General features: G+C 69.7%; 17 protein-coding genes and 2 pseudogenes. 11 read left to right on the top strand and 8 right to left on the bottom strand.

Annotated features, from left to right (window positions below; translation table 11 throughout):
* Positions 1-19: 19 nt before the first annotated feature.
* Both ACWBNA_RS08285 and ACWBNA_RS08280 read left to right on the top strand, forming a co-directional pair.
* On the top strand, positions 20-1,216 hold the full coding sequence (locus ACWBNA_RS08285; RefSeq protein ID WP_482703579.1) for a cytochrome P450: 1,197 nt from the start codon (positions 20-22) through the stop codon (positions 1,214-1,216).
* Complete coding sequence (locus tag ACWBNA_RS08280) at positions 1,213-2,013, top strand: class I SAM-dependent methyltransferase (protein ID WP_482703578.1); 801 nt, start codon at positions 1,213-1,215, stop codon at positions 2,011-2,013. Before ACWBNA_RS08285 ends, ACWBNA_RS08280 begins: the two co-directional genes overlap by 4 nt.
* Positions 2,014-2,115: 102 nt before the next feature.
* Here the strand turns inward: ACWBNA_RS08280 and ACWBNA_RS08275 are convergent, their stop codons facing one another.
* Positions 2,116-4,035, bottom strand: a complete 1,920-nt coding sequence (locus ACWBNA_RS08275) for a Dyp-type peroxidase (protein ID WP_482703577.1) — start codon at positions 4,033-4,035, stop codon at positions 2,116-2,118.
* Between the two features lie 515 nt (positions 4,036-4,550).
* Here ACWBNA_RS08275 and ACWBNA_RS08270 point away from each other — a divergent pair.
* Complete coding sequence (locus ACWBNA_RS08270) at positions 4,551-6,452, top strand: galactose oxidase early set domain-containing protein (RefSeq protein ID WP_482703576.1); 1,902 nt, start codon at positions 4,551-4,553, stop codon at positions 6,450-6,452.
* A gap of 240 nt (positions 6,453-6,692) precedes the next feature.
* Here ACWBNA_RS08270 and ACWBNA_RS08265 read toward each other — a convergent pair.
* The 4 genes and pseudogenes from ACWBNA_RS08265 to ACWBNA_RS08250 form a co-directional block, all read right to left on the bottom strand.
* A pseudogene (locus tag ACWBNA_RS08265) lies at positions 6,693-7,289 on the bottom strand (electron transfer flavoprotein subunit alpha/FixB family protein); the annotation flags it as partial.
* Positions 7,290-7,365: 76 nt separating this feature from the next.
* Positions 7,366-9,105 carry a pyruvate dehydrogenase gene (locus ACWBNA_RS08260; RefSeq protein WP_482703575.1) on the bottom strand — a complete coding sequence of 580 codons (1,740 nt, stop codon included), beginning with the start codon at positions 9,103-9,105 and terminating at the stop codon, positions 7,366-7,368.
* 433 nt (positions 9,106-9,538) lie between these two features.
* Positions 9,539-9,841: a hypothetical protein gene (locus ACWBNA_RS08255; RefSeq protein ID WP_482703756.1), complete on the bottom strand. Its 303-nt coding sequence runs from the start codon at positions 9,839-9,841 to the stop codon at positions 9,539-9,541.
* The gene (locus tag ACWBNA_RS08250; RefSeq protein ID WP_482703768.1) at positions 9,838-9,981 is read right to left on the bottom strand and encodes a hypothetical protein; all 144 of its coding nucleotides are present in this window, start codon (positions 9,979-9,981) and stop codon (positions 9,838-9,840) included. Before ACWBNA_RS08250 ends, ACWBNA_RS08255 begins: the two co-directional genes overlap by 4 nt.
* A gap of 95 nt (positions 9,982-10,076) precedes the next feature.
* Here ACWBNA_RS08250 and ACWBNA_RS08245 point away from each other — a divergent pair, with 95 nt between their 5' ends.
* The 6 genes from ACWBNA_RS08245 (at position 10,077) to ACWBNA_RS08220 (ending at position 17,039) form a co-directional block, all read left to right on the top strand.
* Positions 10,077-10,385 (top strand): GNAT family N-acetyltransferase, encoded by a 309-nt coding sequence (locus tag ACWBNA_RS08245; protein WP_482703574.1) that lies wholly within the window; start codon positions 10,077-10,079, stop codon positions 10,383-10,385.
* 38 nt (positions 10,386-10,423) lie between these two features.
* Positions 10,424-10,834 carry a (4Fe-4S)-binding protein gene (locus ACWBNA_RS08240; protein ID WP_482703573.1) on the top strand — a complete coding sequence of 137 codons (411 nt, stop codon included), beginning with the start codon at positions 10,424-10,426 and terminating at the stop codon, positions 10,832-10,834.
* 88 nt (positions 10,835-10,922) lie between these two features.
* On the top strand, positions 10,923-11,840 hold the full coding sequence (locus ACWBNA_RS08235) for an NADP-dependent oxidoreductase (RefSeq protein ID WP_482703572.1): 918 nt from the start codon (positions 10,923-10,925) through the stop codon (positions 11,838-11,840).
* A 746-nt stretch (positions 11,841-12,586) separates the two neighbouring features.
* Complete coding sequence (locus ACWBNA_RS08230; RefSeq protein WP_482703571.1) at positions 12,587-13,276, top strand: hypothetical protein; 690 nt, start codon at positions 12,587-12,589, stop codon at positions 13,274-13,276.
* A gap of 348 nt (positions 13,277-13,624) precedes the next feature.
* Positions 13,625-15,718 (top strand): NAD-dependent DNA ligase LigA, encoded by a 2,094-nt coding sequence (gene ligA / locus ACWBNA_RS08225; RefSeq protein WP_482703570.1) that lies wholly within the window; start codon positions 13,625-13,627, stop codon positions 15,716-15,718.
* Between the two features lie 316 nt (positions 15,719-16,034).
* Positions 16,035-17,039, top strand: a complete 1,005-nt coding sequence (locus ACWBNA_RS08220) for a bile acid:sodium symporter family protein (RefSeq protein WP_482703569.1) — start codon at positions 16,035-16,037, stop codon at positions 17,037-17,039.
* Positions 17,040-17,175: 136 nt separating this feature from the next.
* On the opposite strand, the gene ACWBNA_RS08215 is transcribed toward ACWBNA_RS08220, so the two are convergent.
* Both ACWBNA_RS08215 and ACWBNA_RS08210 read right to left on the bottom strand, forming a co-directional pair.
* On the bottom strand, positions 17,176-17,739 hold the full coding sequence (locus ACWBNA_RS08215) for a snapalysin family zinc-dependent metalloprotease (protein WP_482703568.1): 564 nt from the start codon (positions 17,737-17,739) through the stop codon (positions 17,176-17,178).
* 102 nt (positions 17,740-17,841) lie between these two features.
* Positions 17,842-18,520, bottom strand: a pseudogene (locus tag ACWBNA_RS08210) (IS200/IS605 family accessory protein TnpB-related protein); the annotation flags it as partial.
* A gap of 134 nt (positions 18,521-18,654) precedes the next feature.
* On the opposite strand from ACWBNA_RS08210, the gene ACWBNA_RS08205 reads away from it, so the two are divergent.
* Both ACWBNA_RS08205 and ACWBNA_RS08200 read left to right on the top strand, forming a co-directional pair.
* Positions 18,655-18,972, top strand: a complete 318-nt coding sequence (locus ACWBNA_RS08205; RefSeq protein WP_482703567.1) for a hypothetical protein — start codon at positions 18,655-18,657, stop codon at positions 18,970-18,972.
* A 302-nt stretch (positions 18,973-19,274) separates the two neighbouring features.
* Positions 19,275-20,144, top strand: a complete 870-nt coding sequence (locus tag ACWBNA_RS08200) for a glycoside hydrolase family 16 protein (RefSeq protein WP_482703566.1) — start codon at positions 19,275-19,277, stop codon at positions 20,142-20,144.
* 259 nt (positions 20,145-20,403) lie between these two features.
* Here the strand turns inward: ACWBNA_RS08200 and pgm are convergent, their stop codons facing one another.
* Complete coding sequence (gene pgm, locus ACWBNA_RS08195; RefSeq protein ID WP_482703565.1) at positions 20,404-22,044, bottom strand: phosphoglucomutase (alpha-D-glucose-1,6-bisphosphate-dependent); 1,641 nt, start codon at positions 22,042-22,044, stop codon at positions 20,404-20,406.
* Between the last annotated feature and the right edge of the window lie 270 nt (positions 22,045-22,314).

Genomic DNA, 22,314 nt, shown 5'->3' with positions numbered 1-22,314 from the left:
CGCGTGAGGAGTGGCTTCGATGCCTGTCCCGAGCCCGCCCGTGGCCTTCCCTTTCGACACCCGTGACCATGTCGACGTGTTCGAGAGGCTGGCCCGGCTGCGCGAGAACGAACCGGCGGCCCGTGTGGTCATCGCCAGCGGACACGAGGTGTGGCTGGTGACCCGGTACGACGACGTACGTCAGGTGCTGCGCGATCGGCGTTTCAGCGTCACGGCCCACACCGGGCCGGACGCGCCCCGGCTGTTCACCACCCCGTTCCCGCCCGGTGTCAGCCTTCTTCGGGACACCGAGCCGCCGGACCACGCCCGGCTGCGGCGGCTGGTCATGCCGGAGTTCAGGGCGCGACAGGTCGACCGGTCGCTGACGGTGATCCAGAAGATCACCGACGGTCTGCTCGACACCCTGGCCTCGGCCGGCCCGCCCGCCGACCTGGTCGCCGGCTTCGCACGGCCCCTGCCCGTGGCCGTGATCTGCGCCTGGCTGGGCGTCCCGGCCGGGGACGGCGACCGGATCCTGGCCCTGGCGGACACGATGAACAGCAAGGGCCCCCTGGAGGGGATCACGGCGGCTCAGCGGGAGATGTGCGAGTACCTGGCCGCCCTGACGGACGCCCGGCGCGTGGCGCCCGGCGACGATCTGTTCAGCGCCCTGGTCACCGCTCACGACGAGCAAGGTGCACTGTCCGACGCCGAGTTGACCGGCATCGGCGTCAGTCTGCTGTTCGCGGGCCACACGGTCGTCACCGCCGTCCTGGCCTCCGCCCTGCGTACGCTGCTGCACCGGCCCGCCGACCTCGCACGACTGCGGGAGGACCCGGCGCTCGCGGAGAGTGCGGTGGAGGAACTGCTCCGGTATCACCTGGTGCTGAGGGACGGTCAGATCCGGGTGGCCACCGAGGACGTGGACATCGCAGGGGTCACCGTCCGTGCCGGAGAGTCCGTCGTGGTCTCGATCAACTCCGCCAACCACGACACGGACGTCTTCCCCGACGCCGAGCGCCTCGATCTAAGCCGTGACCCCAATCCGCATGTGGCCTTCGGCCACGGCATCCACCGCTGTCTCGCCTCCCACCTGGCGCGGGCGGAGCTGCGGATCGCCCTCACGTCACTGCTCGCCCGCTTTCCGCGACTGCGGCCGGCGTCCCCCGAAGCGTCCGCCGGATGGAAGGGACACCAGCGCATCCAAGCCATCGCCGCCCTCCCCGTCACCTGGTGAGCACCGTTCCCGGACGGCCGCCCCCTCCGGCCCGCGGCGATGCCCGGTCCCGGCGGGCGTCCTTCCTCTCGGCGAAGACCGGTCAGTTCGCCTACTTCGATGCCCAACTCGGCCGTCCGGACTGGTCCGGGCGCCGTGTGCTGGACTTCGGCGGGAACGTCGGCACGTTCTTGGAGGAAGCCGCGGGACGCGTCCAGCCGTCGCAGTACTGGTGTGTGGACGTGTCACGGACCGCCATCGAGGAGGGAGCGCGGCGCAGACCGCAGGCCCACTGGATCTTCTACGACCGGTACAACCCGCAGTTCAACCCGGGCGGGATCCTCAGGCTCGAACTGCCCGGCATGCGGCCGCGTTTCGACTATGTCCTCGCGTATTCCGTCTTCACCCACACGCCGGACGACGAGACCATGGACATGGTGCGTGCGCTGCGGTCGCTTCTGACCGACGACGGAGTGCTCGCCTTCACCTTCATCGCCCCGAACTGGGCGCCACGGGGCGAGGAACAGGAGTCCAACGTGCGGTGGCGTCTGAACAGCCGCTCCCTGGGAAACACGCCGGAACCGCAGCCGGAACCGGCGCACCTGGACGCCGCCGTCGAGCACGCGCGCGCGGCGCCCTGGTGCGCGGTCGTGGACCACGCCCTGCTGTTCGACGCCCGCGCGCCGGTCGGCCGGTGCGGGCGGTACGACGTGCTGTGGAGCCCGGACCACGCGAGATCCCTCTTCCCGACCGCCGAGGTACGCCCGCCGGTCGCGCCGGAGCGGCAGCACTGCTGTCTCATGGGCCCGAAGGACTGACGTGCCGGCCCGACGGACCGACGTGCCCGGCGGACCTGCCGCAGAGCCCACCCGCCCCTGTGGGCAGGTGGGTTGCTGAAGGAGCCGACGCGCGGTCGTGTCTCAGCGCAGTGCGGTGTCGGTGTGCCAGATCGCCTCGCCGCAGTGGTAGATCACCACGTTCCCGTCCGTCTGGACGACGAGTTTGGCCTCAGGTTTGCCCGCGGTACCGGAGGTCCAGAGCTTCTCGTCGATCTGGTTGCCCTCCTTCACGGTGCAGACGAAGAACTCCCCGTCGGCGAACCTTGCCTGCGTCTTCGCACCGGCCGGGTTGGCGGTGTTCGCGGCCCAGAGAATCCTCTCGTTGCTGTTGTCGATGACCACGAGGTCGCCGTCCCGTTGGAGGAACAGCCGCACCGTGCCCGAGTCGACCGTGTCGCGCTCGGTGTTGTCGAAACTGTTGACCGTGAAGATCGTCAATCCCGAGACAACCATGTTGGTGTTCATCCGGCCCTCGGCCAGCTGGTCGATGACCGAGACCGACGGCACGAAGCCGTACACCGCCCCCTCGGTCCGTACGAACTGGGCGAACTTCAGCGCGACCGGCTCGCCACCCTGCGGGCGCTCCCAGCGGACCACGGTCTCCTCGCCCGCCACAGGGTCGGCACCGGTGGGGAACGGCCCCGGGTCCACTTGCTCGTGGTGGGTGTCGGGGTTGGGCTTGGGGAACGTCTCGTCGTTCATCCAGTCCCGCTGGATGAACTCGAACTGCCGGAAGAGATCGGCCTGATAGGAGACGAACACCAGGCCGCGCGGCCCGTCCGGGCCGTTGAGCGCCGAGGCGGACGGGTCGAACGGCAGGCCGTACGGGATGCCGCGGCGCATGATCCGGCGGTGGTTGAACTTCGTGTCCGGGTGGAACTCCCCCTCTTTGTCCCTGACGGGGAAGCCGTCGCGGGGGTTGGTCTTGCGCAGGTGGGACCAGAGCGGGGTGGTCGTCCCCTTCGGGTCGTCCCTGAACGAGATCAGGTTGTCGTTCGACGACTCCGCGTTGTACGACATGTCCGCGTGCGGGCACTTCGCCACGGGAGTGCCGGAGCGCCAGCGTCCGACGAGCCGGGCCGCCAGCCACTCGGTCGTGGCCTCGGGGGGCGCGGCCTTGGTCTCCTTCAGCACCTTCAGCTGTCCGGCCACGCCGGCCCACCAGCCGGGGACGTCCTGGGCCAGTCGCCGCACCACCTGGAAGGAGCCGTTCTGCGCCCACTCCGGGTACGGCAGGGGATGCGGGCGCTCCCGCTCCAGCCCGATGACGAACTCGCCGGGCTTGACGAGGATGGTGCCGGGGTGGCCCTTCTCGTAGACCGGGTTCTCCGCGTCGGGCTCGTCGAGGTGCTTGATCGCCGGCTCGCTGACACCGTCCTTGAATCCGAAGTGTTCCCTGCCCCGGCGGGGGCCTTCCAGGGTGGCGCCCTCCTGCTCGTAGACGGTGACGATCTCGGCGCGGGCGAGATCCTGACGGACGTCTCCGAGAGTGGCCCGCAACACGTGCGCCTGGTCGGCGGCGAGAGTGAGCACCGCGTGGACCCGACCGTCGCCGAAGTTGCCGAAGAGCCAGTTCTGCGGGGCGTTCTGACCCGTGTCGCCGAGGGCCGCCGCCCGCTTGGCCGGGCCTTCGAAGAATGCCTTGAGGGGGCCGTCGGTGCTGTTGCTGTCGACGCCGGGCAGCGGGTTGTGGCCGGTGAGGAACGTCATGCCTTCGTAGGTGAGGCTGAGGCCGTACCACAGGGCGTTCAGGTTCCTCGGGTCGTCACCACCGGAGTAGGAGCGGGCCCGGGAGAATTCCCTGTTGAATGTCGCCACCTGCCTGGTCGTGGCGATCAGCGGACGCAACTGTTTCAGCCACGTACGAGCCATTTCCTGACTCTCGAACCGCAGGAACAGCAGCTGCATGTGGTCTTTCTTGAAACCGGCGAGCACGTCGCCCTGGGTCTCGGCGTCTTCGCGAAGGAAAAGGTTGTAGGGGTCGGTCGTTGGTGTGGCCATGCGTGCGCTTCCTCCGGAGAATTCGGCGGAATGTGTCGACTCCTGCTGCCCCGTCGAAATTGACGATAGAGAAGCAGCCGAACCGGACCCATAAAAATCCGCGGGGTTCACCTGGATGGCGGAGCGCATATCCGTAACACACTTTTCCACCTGCCCTGGTGACCCGATTCACCACCCCTGAGCCATCGTGACACACCTCTGCGCGAGGAGTGAGTGACGACTCGCAAAGGTTTTCGGATGTTACTTCGGATCGATTGATGGAAAGGCTGGGTAATGCCCCTTCAGGCGTGCCCGCCGGGGCCCCGCTCGTCGTTATCTTCCCTGTTTCGCGTTCCCAGTTTCGCGCCATCTGTTTCGCGTTCCCTGCTTGCCATTTCTGCTTCCTATTTCCGCTTTCCCTTCACTGCGTTTCCCTTCACTGCGTTTCCCTTCCCTCATGCCCTCGGACGGCAAGGAGAGCCATGTCCCGACAAAGAATTTCTGCCGCGTTCTTGGCGTGCGCAGTCGTATCCGCAGTGACCGCCACGACGGTCCTGATCTCACCGTCGGCGTATGCGCACGACGGTGCCCACCACAGCGAAGTCGCCGACGCGGGCGAATCCGGCAAGGTTCATGTGTCCGAGCGGCAGATCAAGAAGGAGATGAGAAACGACGAGGCCGCCACCCTGGGTGAGGCGCACGCCAGGGAGCACGCCCACCTCCGAGCCACGGCCAAGGCACTGGGCGAATACCCCCAGTCGACCCGCACGGCGAGGCTGAAGGAGCTGACGGAGTCCCAGGCGGAGACCAACAAGCGTTACGCGCCACAGAAGTTCGGCCGGTTCGCGGAGTACTTCCCCTCACCGGACTACGGCGACCACATCGCCATGCTGCCCACCGGCAAGGTGCTGCTCTTCTCCTTCGAGCCGATCGAGGACAACCCACAGAAGGAGACCGCCCCCACCGACGTCATCGGCAAGGAGAACGCCGGCCGTGCCTACCTGTGGGATCCGGCCAAGGGCACAGGACGCGACGCCTTCAAGAACGTTCCTCCGCCGATGGTGGTGATGCCGGACGGCAAGAACGAGGCGCGCCCGGCACCGTTCTTCTGCTCCGGCCACGCCTTTCTGCCCAACGGCATGCTGGGGGTGTTCGGGGGCAACCTCGGAGGCAACGGCGGCAGCGGTGCCAAGCTGTCACTCGTCTTCGATCCCTGGACCGAGACCTGGCACCGCAACGCGGACATGTCGGTCGGCCGGTGGTACCCCGGTGTCGTGGAGGGTCCCGACGGCCGGCTGCTCATCATGTCGGGCCAGTCGGAGCTCGGCTGGGGCACCCCCACACCCGTCGTCGAGCGCTTCCCCGCCAAGTCGCACCCCGTGCCGTGGCAGAAGGGCGACGTGCCCACGAACGTACCGGTCGACACGTTTCGTGCCCGGGCACCCTTCACCAAGGACTACCCACACCTGTTCACGCTGCGCGACGGCAAGGTCCACGGCCTCGGCCGTATGCTCGACGAGCAGTACGTCTTCGACCTGGACGCGGAGACGCGCGCGAAGCTGCCGGACCGGCCCAACATCCCCTGCAAGGACACCAGGGACAACAACGGTGAGGGCTGCAACCCCGAGCGCATCTACGGCTCCGCGGTAGCCCTCCCCAACGGTTTCCGGGGTCCGAACTCCGTCCTGGTCCTCGGCGGCAATCGGGACGACGCGAACACCTACGAGCTGACCAAGGGGAAGACCTGGAGCAAACGCGAACCCCGAGCGTTCGGGAGGTCGAACGACAGCACCCTCATGCTGCCGGACGGCAAGCTGTTCACCGTCAACGGCTCCTTCCACATCCGCAACTACGGCAACGGCCTGTACAACCCGAACGCCCTGCCGAAGTACCGCCACACCGAGTCGCGCGACGACAACGGCAGTTGGACGCTCGGCCCGGTGCAGCGGCTGCCGCGCGGCTACCACTCCAACGCGGTCCTCATGCCCGACGGGCGGATCCTGGTCACCGGCGACGAGGCCCAGCAGATCGCCAACGACCCGGACATCAAGGACGACATGCACGGCAGCATCGAGATGTTCGAACCGTGGTACCTGCACGTCGGCAACCGGCCCCAGCTGAACAGGGCCCCGGCCGGTGCGCTGCACTACGACTCCGCCTTCACGGTGCAGACCTCCACGCCACGGCGGGTCGACAGTGCCGTCCTGGTGGCGCCGACGACCGCCACACACTCGACGAACCCCAGCCAGCGCCACCTGAAGCTGAAGATCAACAACCGTGACGGCAACACGCTGAGCCTCCAGACCCCGGCAACGGCGGCCGACGCCCCGCCCGGGTGGCACATGCTGTTCCTGCTGGACGAGCGGGGCGTGCCGAGCGTCGCGAAGTGGGTGAAGCTGGAGCCCGCGCACGGCACCGCCGCGTCGAACAAGGGCTGAGGGCTCCAGACCGCACCCCCCTGACAAGCCGACCCGTCCCGGCCGCACGAGCAGAGTCGGACACACCTGAACCGCACTCGGGGACCCTGCCGTCCCTACGGCAGGGTCCCCGAGGCCGCTGCCCGGCGCTGTCCGGCGGGCGACGTACGTTTTCGTATCGCGCCTACCGCCGGGTGTGCGAGGTGTTCGTGGTGCCCGGCGGGCCGGCGCGCGTGGCGTTGACGTCGTTGCGGGGTGAAGGTCGACCAGGTCGAAGATCGGGGCCTCGGCGTCCTTGTTGATCGCCACGATCGTCTTCGAGGTCTGCATGCCGGCGCGGTGCTGGATCGCGCCGGAGATGCCGGAGATGCCGGAGGCGATGTACAGCTGCGGCGAGACCGACTTGCCGGTCTGGCCGACCTGGTTGGTGTGCGGGTACCAGCCGGCGTCGACGGCGGCGCGCGAGGCGCCGACGGCCGCGCCGAGGGAGTCGGCCAGCACCTCGATGACCGAGAAGTTCTCGGCGCCACCCACGCCCCGGCCGCCGGAGACCACGATCGCGGCCTCGGTCAACTCAGGACGCCCGGTCGACTCACGCGGAGTGCGGGCGGTGACCTTGGTGCCCGTGGCCAGTGCACCGAAGGCGACGGCCAGTTGCTCCACCACGCCGACGGCCGGCGCCGCCTCCACGGCCACCGAGTTGGGCTTGACGGTGATGACCGGGGTGCCCTTGGTCACGCGGGACTTGGTCGTGAAGGAGGCGGCGAACACCGACTGGGTGGGCACCGGGCCCGCCTCCCCCGCCGCCAGGCGCACGGCGTCGGTGATGGGACCCGACCCGATGCGCAGCGCCAGACGGTCAGTGGGACTGCAACACCGGCCTCAACCAGCCATCTCGAGTTCGATGGACCGCGATCCGGCCATGCGGGCGCGGTTACGGCCGTGGAACGTTGCGCAGGTTGGCCCTGGCCAGATCGAGCATCTTTCCGACGCCCCCGTTGAGCACCGTCCGTCCCGCCGAGAAGGCGAAGCCCTTCACCTGTTCGCCGGAGATGTGGGGCGGGATCGACAGTGCGTTGGGGTCGGTGACCAGATCCACCAGGCAGGGCCCGTCGTACGACAGTGCCTCCCGCAGGCCTCCACGGATCTGACCGGGCTTCTCGATGCGGATCGAGTGGATGCCGACGCCCGCGGCGATGGCGGCGTAGTCCACCGGCTCGTGGTCGGTCTGGTAGTCGGGCAGGCCGTCGACCATCATCTCCAGCTTGACCATGCCGAGGGAGGAGTTGTTGAAGACGATCGTCTTCACGGGCAGGTTGTGCAGCTTGACCGTGAGCAGTTCGCCCATGAGCATGCCGAGTCCGCCGTCTCCCGACATCGAGATGACCTGACGGCCGGGGTAGGCGAACTGGGCGCCGATGGCGTGCGGCAGGGCGTTGGCCATGGTGCCGTGCAGGAACGAACCGATCACCCGGCGGCGGCCGTTGGGCGTGAGGTAACGGGCCGCCCACACGTTGCACATGCCGGTGTCGACGGTGAACACCGCGTCGTCGTCGGCGAGTTCGTCGAGGATGGCGGCCGGGTACTCGGGGTGGATCGGCACGTGGTGCTCGACGTTGCGGGTGTAGGCGGAGACCACGCTCTCCAGGGACTTGGCGTGGTGGCGCAGCGTCCGGTCCAGGTACGAGCGGTCGCGCTTCGCCTCGACCAGCGGCAGCACCGCGCGCACCGTCTCGCCCACGTCGCCGTGCACGCCCAGCTCCAGCGCGGTCCGCCGCCCGATCCGCCCCGCGTCGTGGTCGATCTGTACGGTGCGGGCCTGCGGCAGGAAGTCGTCGTACGGGAAGTCGGTGCCGAGCAGCACCACGAGGTCGGCCTCGTGCATGGCGTCGTAGCAGGCGCCGTAGCCGAGCAGTCCGCTCATGCCGACGTCGTACGGGTTGTCGTACTGGATCCACTCCTTGCCGCGCAGTGTGTGCCCGACCGGCGCGTTCACCCGGCTCGCGAACTCCATCACCTCGGCGTGAGCGTCCCGGACGCCGGCTCCGCAGAAGAACATCACCTTCTCGGCCGCGTTGATCTTCGACGCGAGTTCCCGCACTTGTCCGGCCGGGGGTACGACCCGGCCGCGGGCCGTCACGAAACTGCTCGAGCCGGTCGGGTTGGTGGCGGGCGCGTGGGACAGGTCGCCGGGCATGACGAGGACCGACACTCCGTTGTCGGACAGCGCGCGCTGTACGGCGATCCGCACCATCCGCGGCATCTGCGACGGCTGGCTCACCATCTCGCAGTACTGGCTGCACTCGGTGAACAGCCGCTCCGGGTGCGTCTCCTGGAAGAAACCGGTGCCGATCTGCTTCGACGGGATGTGTGAGGCGATCGCGAGCACCGGAGCGCCTGAGCGGTTCGCGTCGTAAAGGCCCTGGATCAGGTGGGTGTTGCCGGGGCCGCAACTGCCCGCGCACACCGCGAGCCGCCCGGTCAACTGTGCCTCGGCCGCAGCGGCCAACGCCGCCGCCTCCTCGTTGCGCACATGGATCCACTCGATGCCGTCGGTACGCCGGATCGCGTCCACGACGGGATTGAGGCTGTCGCCGACGACGCCGTAGATCCGTTCCACTCCTGCCTGCCGCAGGACGTCGATCAGTTGCTGTGCCACGGTCGGGTTGCGCACCGGGGTCCTCCTCGAACGGTTTCTCGACAGTTCCGGTCCCCATTGGGTCGTGGAAGCGGGAGGGGCGAACGAGCCCGCTTGTCGGGTGAATTCCACCCAGCCCGTCGTTCACCCGCGCCTTCGACCGCCGCGGTGCCGGCCGGCCGGCCAAGTCGCTGCTCGGGGGCGGGTTGGCGGGCAGGGACAGCATCGCACGCAGGTGGAGGGGACGGCGGCATCCGCCCACAGGGCGTCGCGGGACGCGTCGATGTTGGGCGGGTGCGGGGCGCGCTCAGCACCTCGCGCACGCGGAGGGGGTGCAGGCCCCAGTCGTGGGACGTCGCGACGACGCCACCTTCCAGCGGCAGTCGACGAACGATGGCCGCGCAAGTGCCACGACTCACGCCGGTCACCTGCGCGGCCTGGCCGCTGAGCGGTCCGCCCGCCGTACCCCTCAACTCATCCCGCCCGCTTCGCCTGCGTCACCGAGACCCGCTCGGCCCGCCTTCATCGCGGAGGCGTTCTCGGCCAGCCAGGGGTCGAAGTTCTTCAGTGCCGGGTTGATCCCGCGCACCTTGTTCAGATCGCGGGCGCCGGTGAACTCCGGGTCGAAGTCGCCGTAGTACTGGAACAAGTTGGCGAGCTCCTCGGCGGCCGGGACGTCGAGGGAGCGGAAGACGTCGTAGGGCACCGACTGGAAGCACACCGGCTCACCGAGCACGGCCTCGAACTTCGCCGCGTACTGCGCTCCGGTCAGATGGTCGCCGGCCAGGCCGACGGTCTCGCCGACGAACTTCTCGCCGCTCTTGAAGATCCGAACGCGGTCCGGCCGACGTCCTCGGCGTCCACTCCGGCCAGCAGCCTGCCGTCCTCCAGGGGCAGGGTCAGCGTCAGCACGCCGTCCTCGCCGCGCTGGCCCCGGTCTCGTCGACCTTGACACATCAACTCCCGTTCGATATTTTGTTGATACATCAACTTCCCCGGGAGGGCGCATGACCGTCAAGGTGATCGACGTACCTGAAGCACGTCGCTACGAGGCCACCGTGGACGGTCAGTCCGAGGTTGCCGGCTTCTCGCAGTACCTCCGCACATCAGAACTGATCGCCTTCCTGCACACGGAGGTGGATCCGGCTTTCGAAGGCAAGGGGGTCGGTTCCGCGCTCGCTCGAGTCTCCCTGGACGAGGCACGCGCCGCGGGGCTACGGGTGCTGGCCACCTGCCCCTTCTACGCAGCCTGGATCGGCCGCCATCCCGAGTACGCCGATCTGCTGTACCAGTCCCGCAGCAAGGTCAGCGACTGACTCGGCCGCCGGCCGACGACGCAGTGAGGAAGACCGGTATGAGCGGCAAACCCGAGAAAAAGGCCTACCCGGCACCGGAGATCACCGTGACCTTCGAGGCCAGGCGCTGTCTGCACGCCGCCGAGTGCCTCAACGGGCTGCCCGAGGTCTTCGACGCGAACAGGCGCCCGTGGATCCAGCCCGAGGCCGCCCCGGCCGATCGGCTGGCCGAGGTGATCCGCCGTTGCCCCTCGGGGGCGCTGCAGTACGAACTCGCAGCGGGCGGGAGCGAGACACCGGACCGGCCCACCCACATCGCCCGGACCCCTGCCGGACAGCTGCTCGTACGCGGAGAACTGTCGCTGGACACACAGCAGGGGACGCACCACGAGACCAGGGCCGTTCTGTGCGGCTGCGGAAGCAGTCAACTGCAGCCCTACTGCGACCACTCCGGCCCCTGCGGCCAATGACCCCGGCGGGGACCGCCGCCTCCATCCGATTCCCTGACCCGCTTCTCCGACCCGGTTGCCCCCGGCGAGATCATGGAGTTGAACAGAGATGTCCCTTGCTGTGCAGTTCTCCGAGTACGGCACCAGCGAAGTGCTGCGCGTCGTGGATGTTCCGGCGCCCGCCCCGGGCCCGGGGCAAGTGCGGCTCGCGGTACGGGCGGCGGGCGTGAATCCGTTCGACTGGAAGGTCATGCAGGGGTTCATGAGCGAGATGATGCCCCTCGACCTGCCCGCGGGCCTCGGGTCGGACATAGCCGGAGTGGTGGACCAGGTCGGGGACCAAGTGACCGCCTTCGCCGTCGGCGACGAGGTCCTCGGGACCTCACTGACCCCGGCCTACGCCCAGACCGCGGTCGCCGACGCCGGCGCGCTGGTCACCAGGCCAGCCACAGTCCCCTGGGAGGTCGCCGGAGCTCTCGCGGGTTCGGGCGGAACCGCGTGGACGGTCCTCGAACGTCTCAAGGTCGTCCACGGCGAGACTTTGCTGATCCATGCCGCTTCCGGTGGCGTGGGCGCGTTCGCCGCCCAGCTCGCCGTGGCCCGTGGCGCGCGCGTGATCGGCACCGCGAGCCAGGACAACCACGAACGGCTGCGCTCACTCGGCGTGTTGCCGGTCGCCTACGGCGAGGGCCTCGCCGAGCGGGTACGGGCGATCGCCCCCGAGGGAGTCGACGCCGTACTCGACGCCTCCGGCCGCGGTGAGATCCCGCTGTCCATCGAACTCGCGGGCGGCCCCGAGCGCGTCCTCACCCTCCTGGCCTTCGACGCCGCACCTCTGGGCGTCCAGGTCCACACGGACGGCCCGAGCGGGAACGGCATCCGGGCCTTGCACGACATTCTCGCCCTCCTCGAGGAAGACCTGCTGCACGTCCCCATCTGGCGCACCTACCCTCTCAAGGAGGCGGCCGCCGCACTCGACCTGAGCCGTACGGGGCACGTAGGCGGCAAGATCGTACTGCTCCCGTAGTCGCAGCACGAAGCCGCGCCGACCGGCACGGCGAGGGGCATGGACGTCACGGCAGGCAAACTCACCGACGACGGTGCACCGCCGGTCGGCTCAGCCGGATGCCTGTGGATCCGCGCGTCCCAGCATGTCGGCGAGGGGAGTTCCGGTTCGTGCCGCTGCGATGCGACGTGCGCGCAGCTGGGCTCGGGTGCGGGGACGGAACTTGGGTTCCTTTCCACAGCCGCACGGTTCGCGGCCCTCGTAACGCAGTCCGGCGTCGAGAACCGCAGCAACGACGGTCCATGCCTGGGTGTCTTGACGCCGGGGTGCCGCGAAGTCGTGGCCGGCACAGGCCATTGGCTCTGCGCAGCGGGGGCATCGGTGCCCGCCGGACCTGGGGTGCCGCTTGAACGCGACGCGGCAGGACACGCATGCGTAGTGCAGCTTGTAGGGCTTCTCCGCGTAGTGGCACACAACGTGAACGTACCCGGCGGGGCGGGGACCAGCCACGGGATTGCCCGAGTGCGGAAAGGAAGCGCGAACTCAGGCTGCCTGGTCGCCTCGTTGTTCGCCCCCGTCTGGCTGAACGAAGCTGGGGCAACGGGTCTGCGGCGCCACTTCGGCGAAGCAGCAGCCTTTCGGGCGGCTAGGAGAGGCGAGTGATGACAGTGACGAGCAAGGACAGCACCTTGGGCACGTCAGGACCGCCGCCGCCTCCGCCAGGCGCTGGCCTGCCCGCCCGGCGGTCTCCGGGCGGGCCACGGCTCGTGGGTGCGGCACTGATCGTGTTGTCCCTGATCCCGGCACTGGGCTGCTGGCTCCTGTTCACCACGCGGCTGCCTGCCGACACCAAACAATACGAGGACTATGTGGCGGCCGAGCCGTGCCCTGGCCGCGCGACGGCGGAAGCGTGGGAGGACTGCGTGCGTACGGTCCCCTTCACCGTCGAGAGCACGAAAATCAAGCGGAGCAGGAGCGGCGGCTACCAGGCGGCCTTGACCGGTACGCCCTTCTGGAACGGAACGGTGGCCTTCGGCGGTCCTGGGCCGCTGCTGGAGCGACTTCGGCCGGCGGACCACATCACCGGCACCGTCTGGCGCGGCGAGGTCATGACGGTCGGCAAGGGAGACGTCCGGCAGAGTACTTCCGAAGAACCTCGCAACGAGCCCCAGATGACAGTCGCCATCGGCACGTTCCTGGGTCTCCTGGCGGTGATGGGCCTCGGATTCGGCGCGGTGCGGATGGCCAGGCCCCTTGACCACGAGCCCTTCACCTGGCGCCCGTACGGCAAACCGCTGCTCATCACCGTGATGATCACCTGTGCTGCCGTGGGGTTGCCTGCCGTGTGGCTCGGCATCCCGTCGTGGGTCGTGCCCACCGTCGCCGTACCGTTCGTGGCGTGCACGGCCCGGCTGCTCCACCAGCACCGGCGGCCGAGTGCCGCCCGCAGTGCGTGACGACAAGCACGCCTGACCCGAATCCTCGACGACCTCGATGCAGGCTCGCGCCGATCGCGGTGCCCGCGATCGAGGCCGTGTCCGCGAGGGGGCCGACGCAGCAGGCATGGGCGGGCTGAGGTGCGCAGGCTCCGTCGCGACGGCCGCTGGTGGCTTCGTGTGAGGGCGGTGAAGGCGTCGTTGTCATGCCCGTATGACACGTGCGATCACGACATGGTCGGTCGCACGCGGTAGCCGATCGTGGAAGCAGGCCTGGTTGACCACCGCGCCGCGGACGTGGCCGTCCCGCACGGTCTGGCCGGTGGCGGTGCCGGGGCGTTGTCAGTGGTGGCAGGCAGGATGAGGGGCATGACGACACCAGCTGCTCAGATCGTGGATGCCGCCGCCTACGCGCAGGCGGTCGAGGATGCGGTGAAGGCCGCGGCCGCCTACTACGAAGGCGGCACCTCGCCAATGGACGACGACACCTACGACCGGTTGGTGCGCGGCATCGCGGCTTGGGAGGCCGACCACCCCGACCAGGTGCTGCCCGACTCCCCCACCGGGAAGGTCGCCGGTGGTGCGGTGGAGGGGGATGTCCCGCACACGGTGGCGATGCTGAGCCTGGACAACGTGTTCTCCCCGGAGGAGTTCACCGCCTGGACCGCTTCACTGGCCCGCAGGATCGGCCGGGAGGTCACCCGGTTCAGTGTCGAGCCGAAACTCGACGGTCTCGCGATCGCCGCCCGCTACACCCGCGGCCAACTGAGACAGCTGATCACGCGCGGCGACGGGACGGCCGGGGAGGACGTCTCACACGCGATCGGCACCGTCGAGGGGCTGCCGCAGGAGCTGGCCGAGCCGGTCACCGTGGAGGTACGCGGTGAAGTCCTGATGACCACCGCCCAGTTCGAGCAGGCCAACGAAGTGCGCACCGCGCACGGCGGGCAGCCGTTCGCCAACCCGCGCGGCGCCGCCGCCGGCAGTCTGCGCGCCAGGGAGCGTGCCTACACGGTGCCGATGACGTTCTTCGGCTACGGACTCCTCCCCGTGCCCGGCACCGAGACCGCGCTCGCGGAGCGGCTCCTCGAGCTCGCGCACAGCGACCTCATGGGGCAGGCCGCGGCGTACGGGGTGAACACCACCGGTACTACCGCCGTGCCCGGCATCACCGCCGACACCACCGAGCAGGTCCTGGCCCGGGTGAGCGAGATCGCCGAGCTGCGGGCCCGGCTGCCGTTCGGCATCGACGGGGTCGTCATCAAGGCCGACCTCGCGACCGACCAGCGGGCCGCCGGCTCGGGCTCACGTGCCCCGCGCTGGGCGATCGCCTACAAGCTGCCCGCCGTGGAGAAGATCACCCGGCTGCTGGAGGTGGAGTGGAACGTGGGCCGCACCGGTGTCATCGCCCCGCGCGCGGTCCTGGAACCGGTCACCATCGACGGCGCCACCATCACCTACGCCACCCTGCACAACCCCGGCGACATCACTCGCCGCGACCTGCGCCTGGGCGACCACGTCATGGTCCACCGGGCCGGTGACGTGATCCCCCGCATCGAAGCCCCTGTCGCCCACCTGCGCACCGGTGACGAACAGCCCATCGCCTTCCCCGAGGTGTGCCCGCGGTGCGGGTCCGGCATCGACACCAGCGAGCAGCGCTGGCGCTGTGAGAACGGGCGCAACTGCCACCTGGTCGCCGCCCTGTCCTACGCCGCCGGCCGCGACCAGTTGGACATCGAGGGCCTTGGCCACACCCGCGTCGTCCAGCTCGTCGAAGCCGGCCTCGTCGCCGATCTCGCCGACCTGTTCGCCCTCACCCGCGAGCAGTTGCTCGGACTGGAGCGGATGGGCGAGACCAGCACCGACAACCTCCTCAGCGGCATCAGCCGGGCCAAGGAGCAGCCGCTGTCACGGGTGCTGTGCGCCCTCGGAGTGCGGGGCACCGGCCGGTCCATGTCCCGCCGGATCGCACGCCACTTCGCCACCATGGAGGCCATCCGCGCCGCCGACGCCACGGCGATGCAGCAGGTCGAGGGCATCGGCACCGAGAAGGCCCCGTCCATCGTCGCCGAACTCGCCGAACTCGCCCCGCTCGTCGACAAACTCGCCGCGGCCGGGGTGAACATGACCGAACCCGGCGCAACCCCGCCCACTCCGGCAGGCAGCGACGCGGACGATCACGAAGGCCCCCACGACAGCGAGGCGGCCGGCGGGCCGCTGGCAGGCATGACGGTGGTCGTGACCGGCGCGATGACCGGCGCCCTGGACAAGCTCAGCCGCAACCAGATGAACGAGCTCATCGAACGCGCAGGCGGCCGCTCCTCCTCCAGCGTCTCGAAGAAGACCAGCCTCGTCGTGGCGGGCGAAGGTGCCGGGTCGAAACGATCCAAGGCCGAAGACCTCGGCATCCGCCTCGCCGCACCGGACGAGTTCGCCGCCCTCATCGCCGACTTCCTGCACTGACCGCGCACCCCTCCGCACATGTGGGGGCTGGGACAACAACGCCGTCACGGCGATGCGCTTCGCGCGTTGTGCCTGGCAAGGGCGGTGCTTCTGCACGGGATGCGTCTGGCGCGGGCGGCCGGGGCCACTGATATGACGGTCGCCTGTCTGGGTGCGCCGGGGCATCCGAGGCGCGCGGGTCGTACTACAGCGTGGGGTTCCGGGAACTGACGCGGGACGCTCCGTTCATCAAAACCGCGATCGCGGACTGAGGATGGGTTGATCACATCGCGAGACGTCTTTGCGTCATGCCCCTGCCAGGCGTTGTGCTCGGACGGTGAGTACCGAACAACCCGAAAAACCCGACCAGCACGAACAGCACGACCAGCGTCAACAGTTGCAACCCCGTGGCACCGACGCCGCCGGCGACCACTCCGCCCGACGCGCCGTCACCGTCTTCCCGATCCTCGTCCTCGCGGCCGGCGCTCTCGGGCTTCTGTTCCCTGGGAGCTTCACCGGCTGGGGCGAAGCGGTGCCGTACCTGTTGGGGGTGGTGATGTTCTGCATGGGCGTCACCATGACTCCGCAGGACTTCCGCGGCGTCGCCAAACGGCCCTGGGCCGTGGCCCTCGGGCTGGTCGCGCACTACGTCATCATGCCGGGGCTCGGCTGGGCCGTCGCCCACCTGCTCCAGCTCCCGCCACAGCTCGCCGCGGGCGTGATCCTCGTCGGCTGTGCCCCCAGCGGCACCGCTTCCAACGTGGTGACGTACCTGGCGCGTGGTGACGTGGCGCTGTCCGTGTCCGTGGCCACGGTCTCCACGCTCGTGGCCCCGCTGGTCACACCGCCCCTGACACTGCTCCTGGCGGGCGAGTACCTGCCGGTCGACGCCGGCTCCATGGTCACCGACATCCTCAAGACGGTGCTGCTGCCCGTGCTCGCGGGCCTCGCCGTACGGCTCCTGGCGGCCCGCCACGTCCAGCGGGCCCTGCCGGTGCTGCCCTGGCTGTCCGCCCTCACCATCGGCGTGATCGTGACCGTGGTGGTCGCGGGCAGCGCCGATGCCATCAAGTCGGCGGCGCTGCTGGTCTTCGTCGCCGTCGTGCTGCACAACGGCCTCGGCTTGGCGCTGGGTTACGGGGCGGGACGAGCCGCCCGGCTGGGTGAGCCGGGAAGCCGTGCCATGGCCTTCGAGGTCGGCATGCAGAACTCCGGGCTCGCGGCCTCGCTGGCCACCGCCCACTTCAGTCCGCTGGCCGCCCTGCCGGCCGCGGTCTTCTCCGTCTGGCACAACATCTCCGGTGCTCTGGCCGCCGCCTGGCTGTCCCGCCGGACGCGCTGACGGTGGGCGGAGTCGGACACTCGGCCGGTTGTCCTACGCCGTCAAGGGGCCGACCGGGCTCAGGGCACCAGTAACCGCTGCCGCTGGCCGACGTGCGCGGCGACGGGCCGTTCCCGTCCCCGCGCACGTCCGTGAATCAGTCCACGATCAGCACGTTGCGGACAGCCGGTGCCGGGTCGGCAAGCGCCGTACCGAAGTTGCCCTCGACCTCCGCCTTCTCGGCCGCGTTCGGGTACGGGTTCGTGCAGGAGACGCCGGCGCTGGAGCCCGACATCAGGCTGGTGCACGGGCCGGGTTTGCGGTCCGGCAGGCCGAGGATGTGGCCGAGTTCGTGCGCCGAGATACGGACCGTGTCGTAGCCCTCGTTGACGGCCTGTCGTCCGATGTAGACGGTTCCGTTGCCGAGCGAGGTCGTCAGCGCCCGGGGCCAGCCGTTGTCGGCCAGGATGCGGATGTTGGCGCGCTGTCCGGCGGCCGCCGGGCGCAGTTCGACGGTGTCCACGCTCTCGTTCCAGATCGCCGCGCCCCGGTCGACAGCGGTCTTGAACTCCGCCGACGCGCCGGCGTCGTAGGTGACGACGCGGGCCGCGAGAAGCTGATCGCCAGAGCTTGGGGCAGCCGCGTAGGCCTGTCCACCGGCCAGGGTGAGAGCCGCCGTCAAGGCAGCTGTGAAGCCATGGACGAACGCGCGCGAGTACATGGTCGACCTCCTGTGGGGGGGTTGAGGAAGGCATGTTCATGCCACACACTGCCAGCTCCCTGCCCACCCCGGCAGACCCGAATCCGTCAAACCGCACCGTTCCTAGAGACTGAGCGGGAGTGAGTCCTGTTGCCAGAACCCATGCTCGGCCGAACGCCCCAAACGGTGTTGGGCGTTCTGGTTGCCCGCGTTCACTCCGCGCCCGGGCGACGGATCGTGTCCGTGGTCCGGGGATGCGGGGGCGGGATTCCTCACGCCCAGGAAAACGCCGATCGGCCTGGACGGTCCGATGCCCCATCGCATCACTCCGGTGCTGTGGGGGCGGTGTCGTCCGTCGCCGGATCGGGTGTCCCTGGGCGCGCCTTCCGATCGCCACGGCAGCAGCGTCATGGCGAGTGGTCTTACGGTTCTTTGTGGTGAGAGGCTTCTGCCAGTGCTGGGCGCCCCAGCGGCTGGTGTAGGCCGGGTCGACGGCGATGACCGCGATCCCGGTCTGGTCGGCCATCGACGCCAGCCGAGCGCGGAGCTTGCGGGTGGGCATGCCGGAGATCAGCTGACGGAAGCGTTTCCTGCGACCGCGCTTCTCGCGAGTCTTGTCCGCATCGAAGTCCAGGTCCTCGACCGCGATCGCCTGCACAGCACAAGCTCTGGCCCAGTGCAGGAGGCGGGTGAGGGCGTGGCGGACCTGGGCGTCACGGTGGGGTGCGGTGCCGGTCAGGTTGCAGAAGAAGCGGCGCGGGCTGCCGGTCGGGTTGCCGTGGATGTCCAGGCGCCAGGCGGACGCACGACAGGATCGATGAGGCATCCGCAGGCGCATTCCCGGCCGCCGACCGGGAAGACGCGCAGGAAGTGTGTGACGGTTGAGAGTGCAGAAGGGTCAAGAGGACGCGCGCTACAGAGTCGAAAGGAGTCCCGGTGACCACGTATGTCATCACCGTCCCTGGCACGTTCCTCCGAGGAGTTCCGGGCGACGTCCGCTCGGAGATCGAGCGCAGGCTTCGGCCTCAGGACCCCAGGAACACGGATCTCGGGGAGAGCGAGGAGTTGAGTCTGCTGACCGTGGACGAGGGCGGCATGTTCGCCGCCCGGGTCGAGGTCGAGGCCGCTGATCAGTCCGGAGCCGAGTCCGAAGCGGTGCGGCTGGTCTCCCGTGCCCTGCGTGACAGTGGTTTCGCCGAGGAGGACGCCGCGTTGGGCGCGGCGATCGTGACCGGCATCGACCGCGAGTTCTGAAGCGGTGTCCTGCAGCGAGGTTCCGGTCCGTCCCCACAACCTGAGACTCCCGAGGCTCGCCGCCCCTCCGGCCCGGTGACAGCGGAGCATGGCCGTCCGGTTCACGGCTCGTTCACGGGGTGGCGCCGCACGGGCCCGCGGGCGAGGATGCTCCTTCGCGGAGTACAGCCCCGCGCGGTTCCGGGCCTTCCTCCGGAGCCCCTCGCGGGGAGGACGGACGACGGCCGGCAGCTGAACCTCGAGGGAGCCTTGGGATGGGTTCACACGCAGCGCCACACCCTCACAACAAGCGAATCCTGTTGATGTCCGTGGGGCTCATGCTCGTGGCCGCGGCCCTGGGGCTTCCCCGGGCCGACGCCGCGCCCGCCGCGCCCGCCGTGGCCGATGCCTGCCGCAGTACGGGCGCGAGTCTGCCCCGCGGTGACTGCGGTCCGTTCTGGCAGGTCCTCGCGGAGGACTTCAACGGCGACCGGGTGCCGCTGGGCGCGTTCAGCGACTGCGATCACCACGCCGACACGTCCGCCGCCTACTGCGCCGGACTGAGCGGGAAGTTCCGCGACAACTGGTGGGCCTATCCGACGGGTTGGCGTGACACTGCCAACAGCCGGGGCCGGGATGTGGTGGGTGTCTACCACCCGGAGGACACCGTGAGCGTCGGTCCTGCGGCAAACGGCGACGGGCGGATGTTCATACGGATGTGGCGACCCGACAACGGAGGCCCGGTGCACGCCGCGGCAGTGGTGCCACGTGCGGTCATGCAGATGAAGTACGGCAAGTACAGCGCCCGCATCAAGGTGACGAAACTGGCTCCGGGCTACAAGTCCGCCTGGCTGCACTACGGTCGGGGCTGCGAGATGGACCACCCGGAAGGCGAGTGGACCGGCTCCCTCACCGCCTTCCACCATCCGTGCGGTGGCGGCAAGCAGGGCTACTTCCCGGGCAGTGACGACTGGACCGAGTGGCACACCGTGTCCACCGAGTGGACACCGGGCAACGTGCGGTTCTTCGTTGACGGTCGGCAGACCGGGCACGACACCCGCAACGTGCCGGATCACCCGCTGTCCTGGGTGCTGCAGAACGAAAGCGCGCTGCAGGGGCCCGGCGCGGCTCCAGGCAGCAGCGCGCAGCTCGACGTCACCTGGGTCGCGGCATACGCATACGACTGGAAGTGAGCTGCCGTGCGCCGCTCCCCCGCGCACGAGCGTCTCCGTACCGGCGACCCCGTAGGCGCAGTCCGGTGCGCCCGCTCGGGGCCGCTCGCCGAGTCGGCAGTCTGCGGCCCCGAGCCGGTCCTACCGCCCGCTGCCCCCGCTGCGCGCACGCGGCTCTGCGGCTCGTGCGGGCGCGGGGGTGTACGCGTGGCTAACGCCCGGCGGGGACGACGGCGCGTTTCGCTTCGCCGTCGCCCGCATCCCGCCCGCGTCCAGGCCGTCAGCCGCCGAGGGCCGCCATCACCACGTCCTTGGCCTCCTCCTGGACCCGGTGCAGGTGGTCGGGTCCGTGGAACGACTCGGCGTAGATCTTGTACACGTCCTCGGTGCCCGAGGGGCGGGCGGCGAACCAGGCGTTCTCGGTGGTCACCTTGATGCCGCCGATGGCCGCGCCGTTGCCCGGGGCCTCGGTGAGGACGCCGGTGACCGCCTCGCCGGCCAGGGTGTCCGCGGTGACCTGCGCGGGCGAGAGCTTGGCGAGCAGCGCCTTCTCCTCGCGGGTCGCCGGGGCGTCGATGCGGGCGTAGGCGGGATTCCCGAAGCGGGCCGTCAGGGCGGCGTAGTGCTCCGAGGGGGTCTTCCCGGTGACGGCGGTGATCTCGGAGGCGAGCAGCGCCAGGATGATGCCGTCCTTGTCGGTGGTCCACACCGAGCCGTCGCGGCGCAGGAACGACGCGCCCGCCGACTCCTCGCCGCCGAACCCGAGCGAGCCGTCGACCAGGCCGTCCACGAACCACTTGAAGCCGACCGGCACCTCGACGAGGCGCCGGCCGAGATCGGCGGCGACGCGGTCGATCATGGAGGACGACACCAGGGTCTTGCCGATGCCTGTGTGGTCGGGCCACTGCTCGCGGTGGGCGTAGAGGTAGGCGATGGCGGCGGCCAGGTAGTGGTTGGGGTTCATCAGGCCCGCGTCCGGGGTGACGATGCCGTGCCGGTCGGCGTCGGCGTCGTTGCCCGTGGCGATCTGGAAACGGTCGCGCTGCTCGATGAGGGAGGCCATCGCGTACGGCGACGAGCAGTCCATGCGGATCTTGCCGTCCCAGTCCAGCGTCATGAAGCGCCAGGTGGGGTCGGCGAGCGGATTGACCACGGTCAGGTCGAGCCGGTGCTCCTCGGCGATCCGGCCCCAGTAGGCGACGGAGGCCCCGCCGAGCGGGTCGGCGCCGATACGGACGCCGGCGGACCGGATCGCGTCCAGGTCCAGGACGGCGGGCAGGTCGGCGACGTAGCTGCCGAGGAAGTCGTGGCGGCCGGTGCCCGCGGCGCTGAGGGCCCGGGCGTACGGGATACGGCGTATGTCCTTCAGTCCCGCCGCGATGATCTCGTTGGCGCGGTCCTGGATCCAGGAGGTCGCCTCGGAGCCCGCGGGGCCGCCACTGGGCGGGTTGTACTTGAAACCGCCGTCGGCGGGCGGGTTGTGCGAGGGGGTGACGACCACGCCGTCCGCGAGGCCGGTGCCGCGGCCGCGGTTGTGGGCGAGGATGGCGTGCGAGACGGCCGGGGTGGGCGTGTAGCCGTCGGCGACATCGATGAGCACGGTCACGTCGTTGGCGGCGAACACCTCCAGCGCGGTGACCCGGGCGGGCTCGGACAGGGCGTGGGTGTCGGCCCCGAGGAAGAGCGGCCCGTCGGTGCCCTGCGCGCTGCGGTACTCGCAGATGGCCTGGCTGGTCGCGGCGATGTGGTCCTCGTTGAACGCCGTGTTCAGGGACGACCCGCGGTGTCCTGACGTACCGAACGCCACCCGCTGCGCCGGGTCGGCCGGATCAGGGTGCAGCGAGTAGTACGCGGTGACCAGCCGCGCGATGTCGACGAGGTCCTCCGGACCGGCCGGCCGACCCGCTCGTTCATGCTGCATGTCCGTTCCTCCGCATGGCTTGCTCCGACGCTCGACCTCCCATCTTTCCTCGTCACGGTGCGGGTATGCGAGAGGGCTCGGCGCTCAGGGGCGACGGGCGGGGCTCTGGCCGGGAACGGGCGGCTTGCGCGAAGCCAGGCACCATCGCGAGAACCGCGCGGCGAACGGCCCCCACGAGACGTGCGGCCCGCCGAGGCGTGCGGCCCGCCGAGGCGTGCGGGCGCGCCAAGGGCTCGGGGCGTACGGGCGCGCTGCCCATCCGGCGGCCCG

This window comes from Streptomyces sp. Q2 (assembly GCF_056820935.1).
This window is presented reverse-complemented; position numbering and strand designations above follow the sequence as displayed.

Excerpts from the sequence above, each read along its gene's own strand:
- ACWBNA_RS08285 (WP_482703579.1), top strand. The coding sequence starts at position 20 with ATGCCTGTCCCGAGCCCGCCCGTGGCCTTCCCTTTCGACACCCGTGAC.
- ACWBNA_RS08275 (WP_482703577.1), bottom strand. The coding sequence starts at position 4,035 with ATGGCCACACCAACGACCGACCCCTACAACCTTTTCCTTCGCGAAGAC.
- ACWBNA_RS08245 (WP_482703574.1), top strand. The coding sequence starts at position 10,077 with ATGACCGTCAAGGTGATCGACGTACCTGAAGCACGTCGCTACGAGGCC.
- ACWBNA_RS08240 (WP_482703573.1), top strand. The coding sequence starts at position 10,424 with ATGAGCGGCAAACCCGAGAAAAAGGCCTACCCGGCACCGGAGATCACC.
- ACWBNA_RS08235 (WP_482703572.1), top strand. The coding sequence starts at position 10,923 with ATGTCCCTTGCTGTGCAGTTCTCCGAGTACGGCACCAGCGAAGTGCTG.
- ligA (WP_482703570.1), top strand. The coding sequence starts at position 13,625 with ATGACGACACCAGCTGCTCAGATCGTGGATGCCGCCGCCTACGCGCAG.
- ACWBNA_RS08215 (WP_482703568.1), bottom strand. The coding sequence starts at position 17,739 with ATGTACTCGCGCGCGTTCGTCCATGGCTTCACAGCTGCCTTGACGGCG.
- ACWBNA_RS08200 (WP_482703566.1), top strand. The coding sequence starts at position 19,275 with ATGTCCGTGGGGCTCATGCTCGTGGCCGCGGCCCTGGGGCTTCCCCGG.
- pgm (WP_482703565.1), bottom strand. The coding sequence starts at position 22,044 with ATGCAGCATGAACGAGCGGGTCGGCCGGCCGGTCCGGAGGACCTCGTC.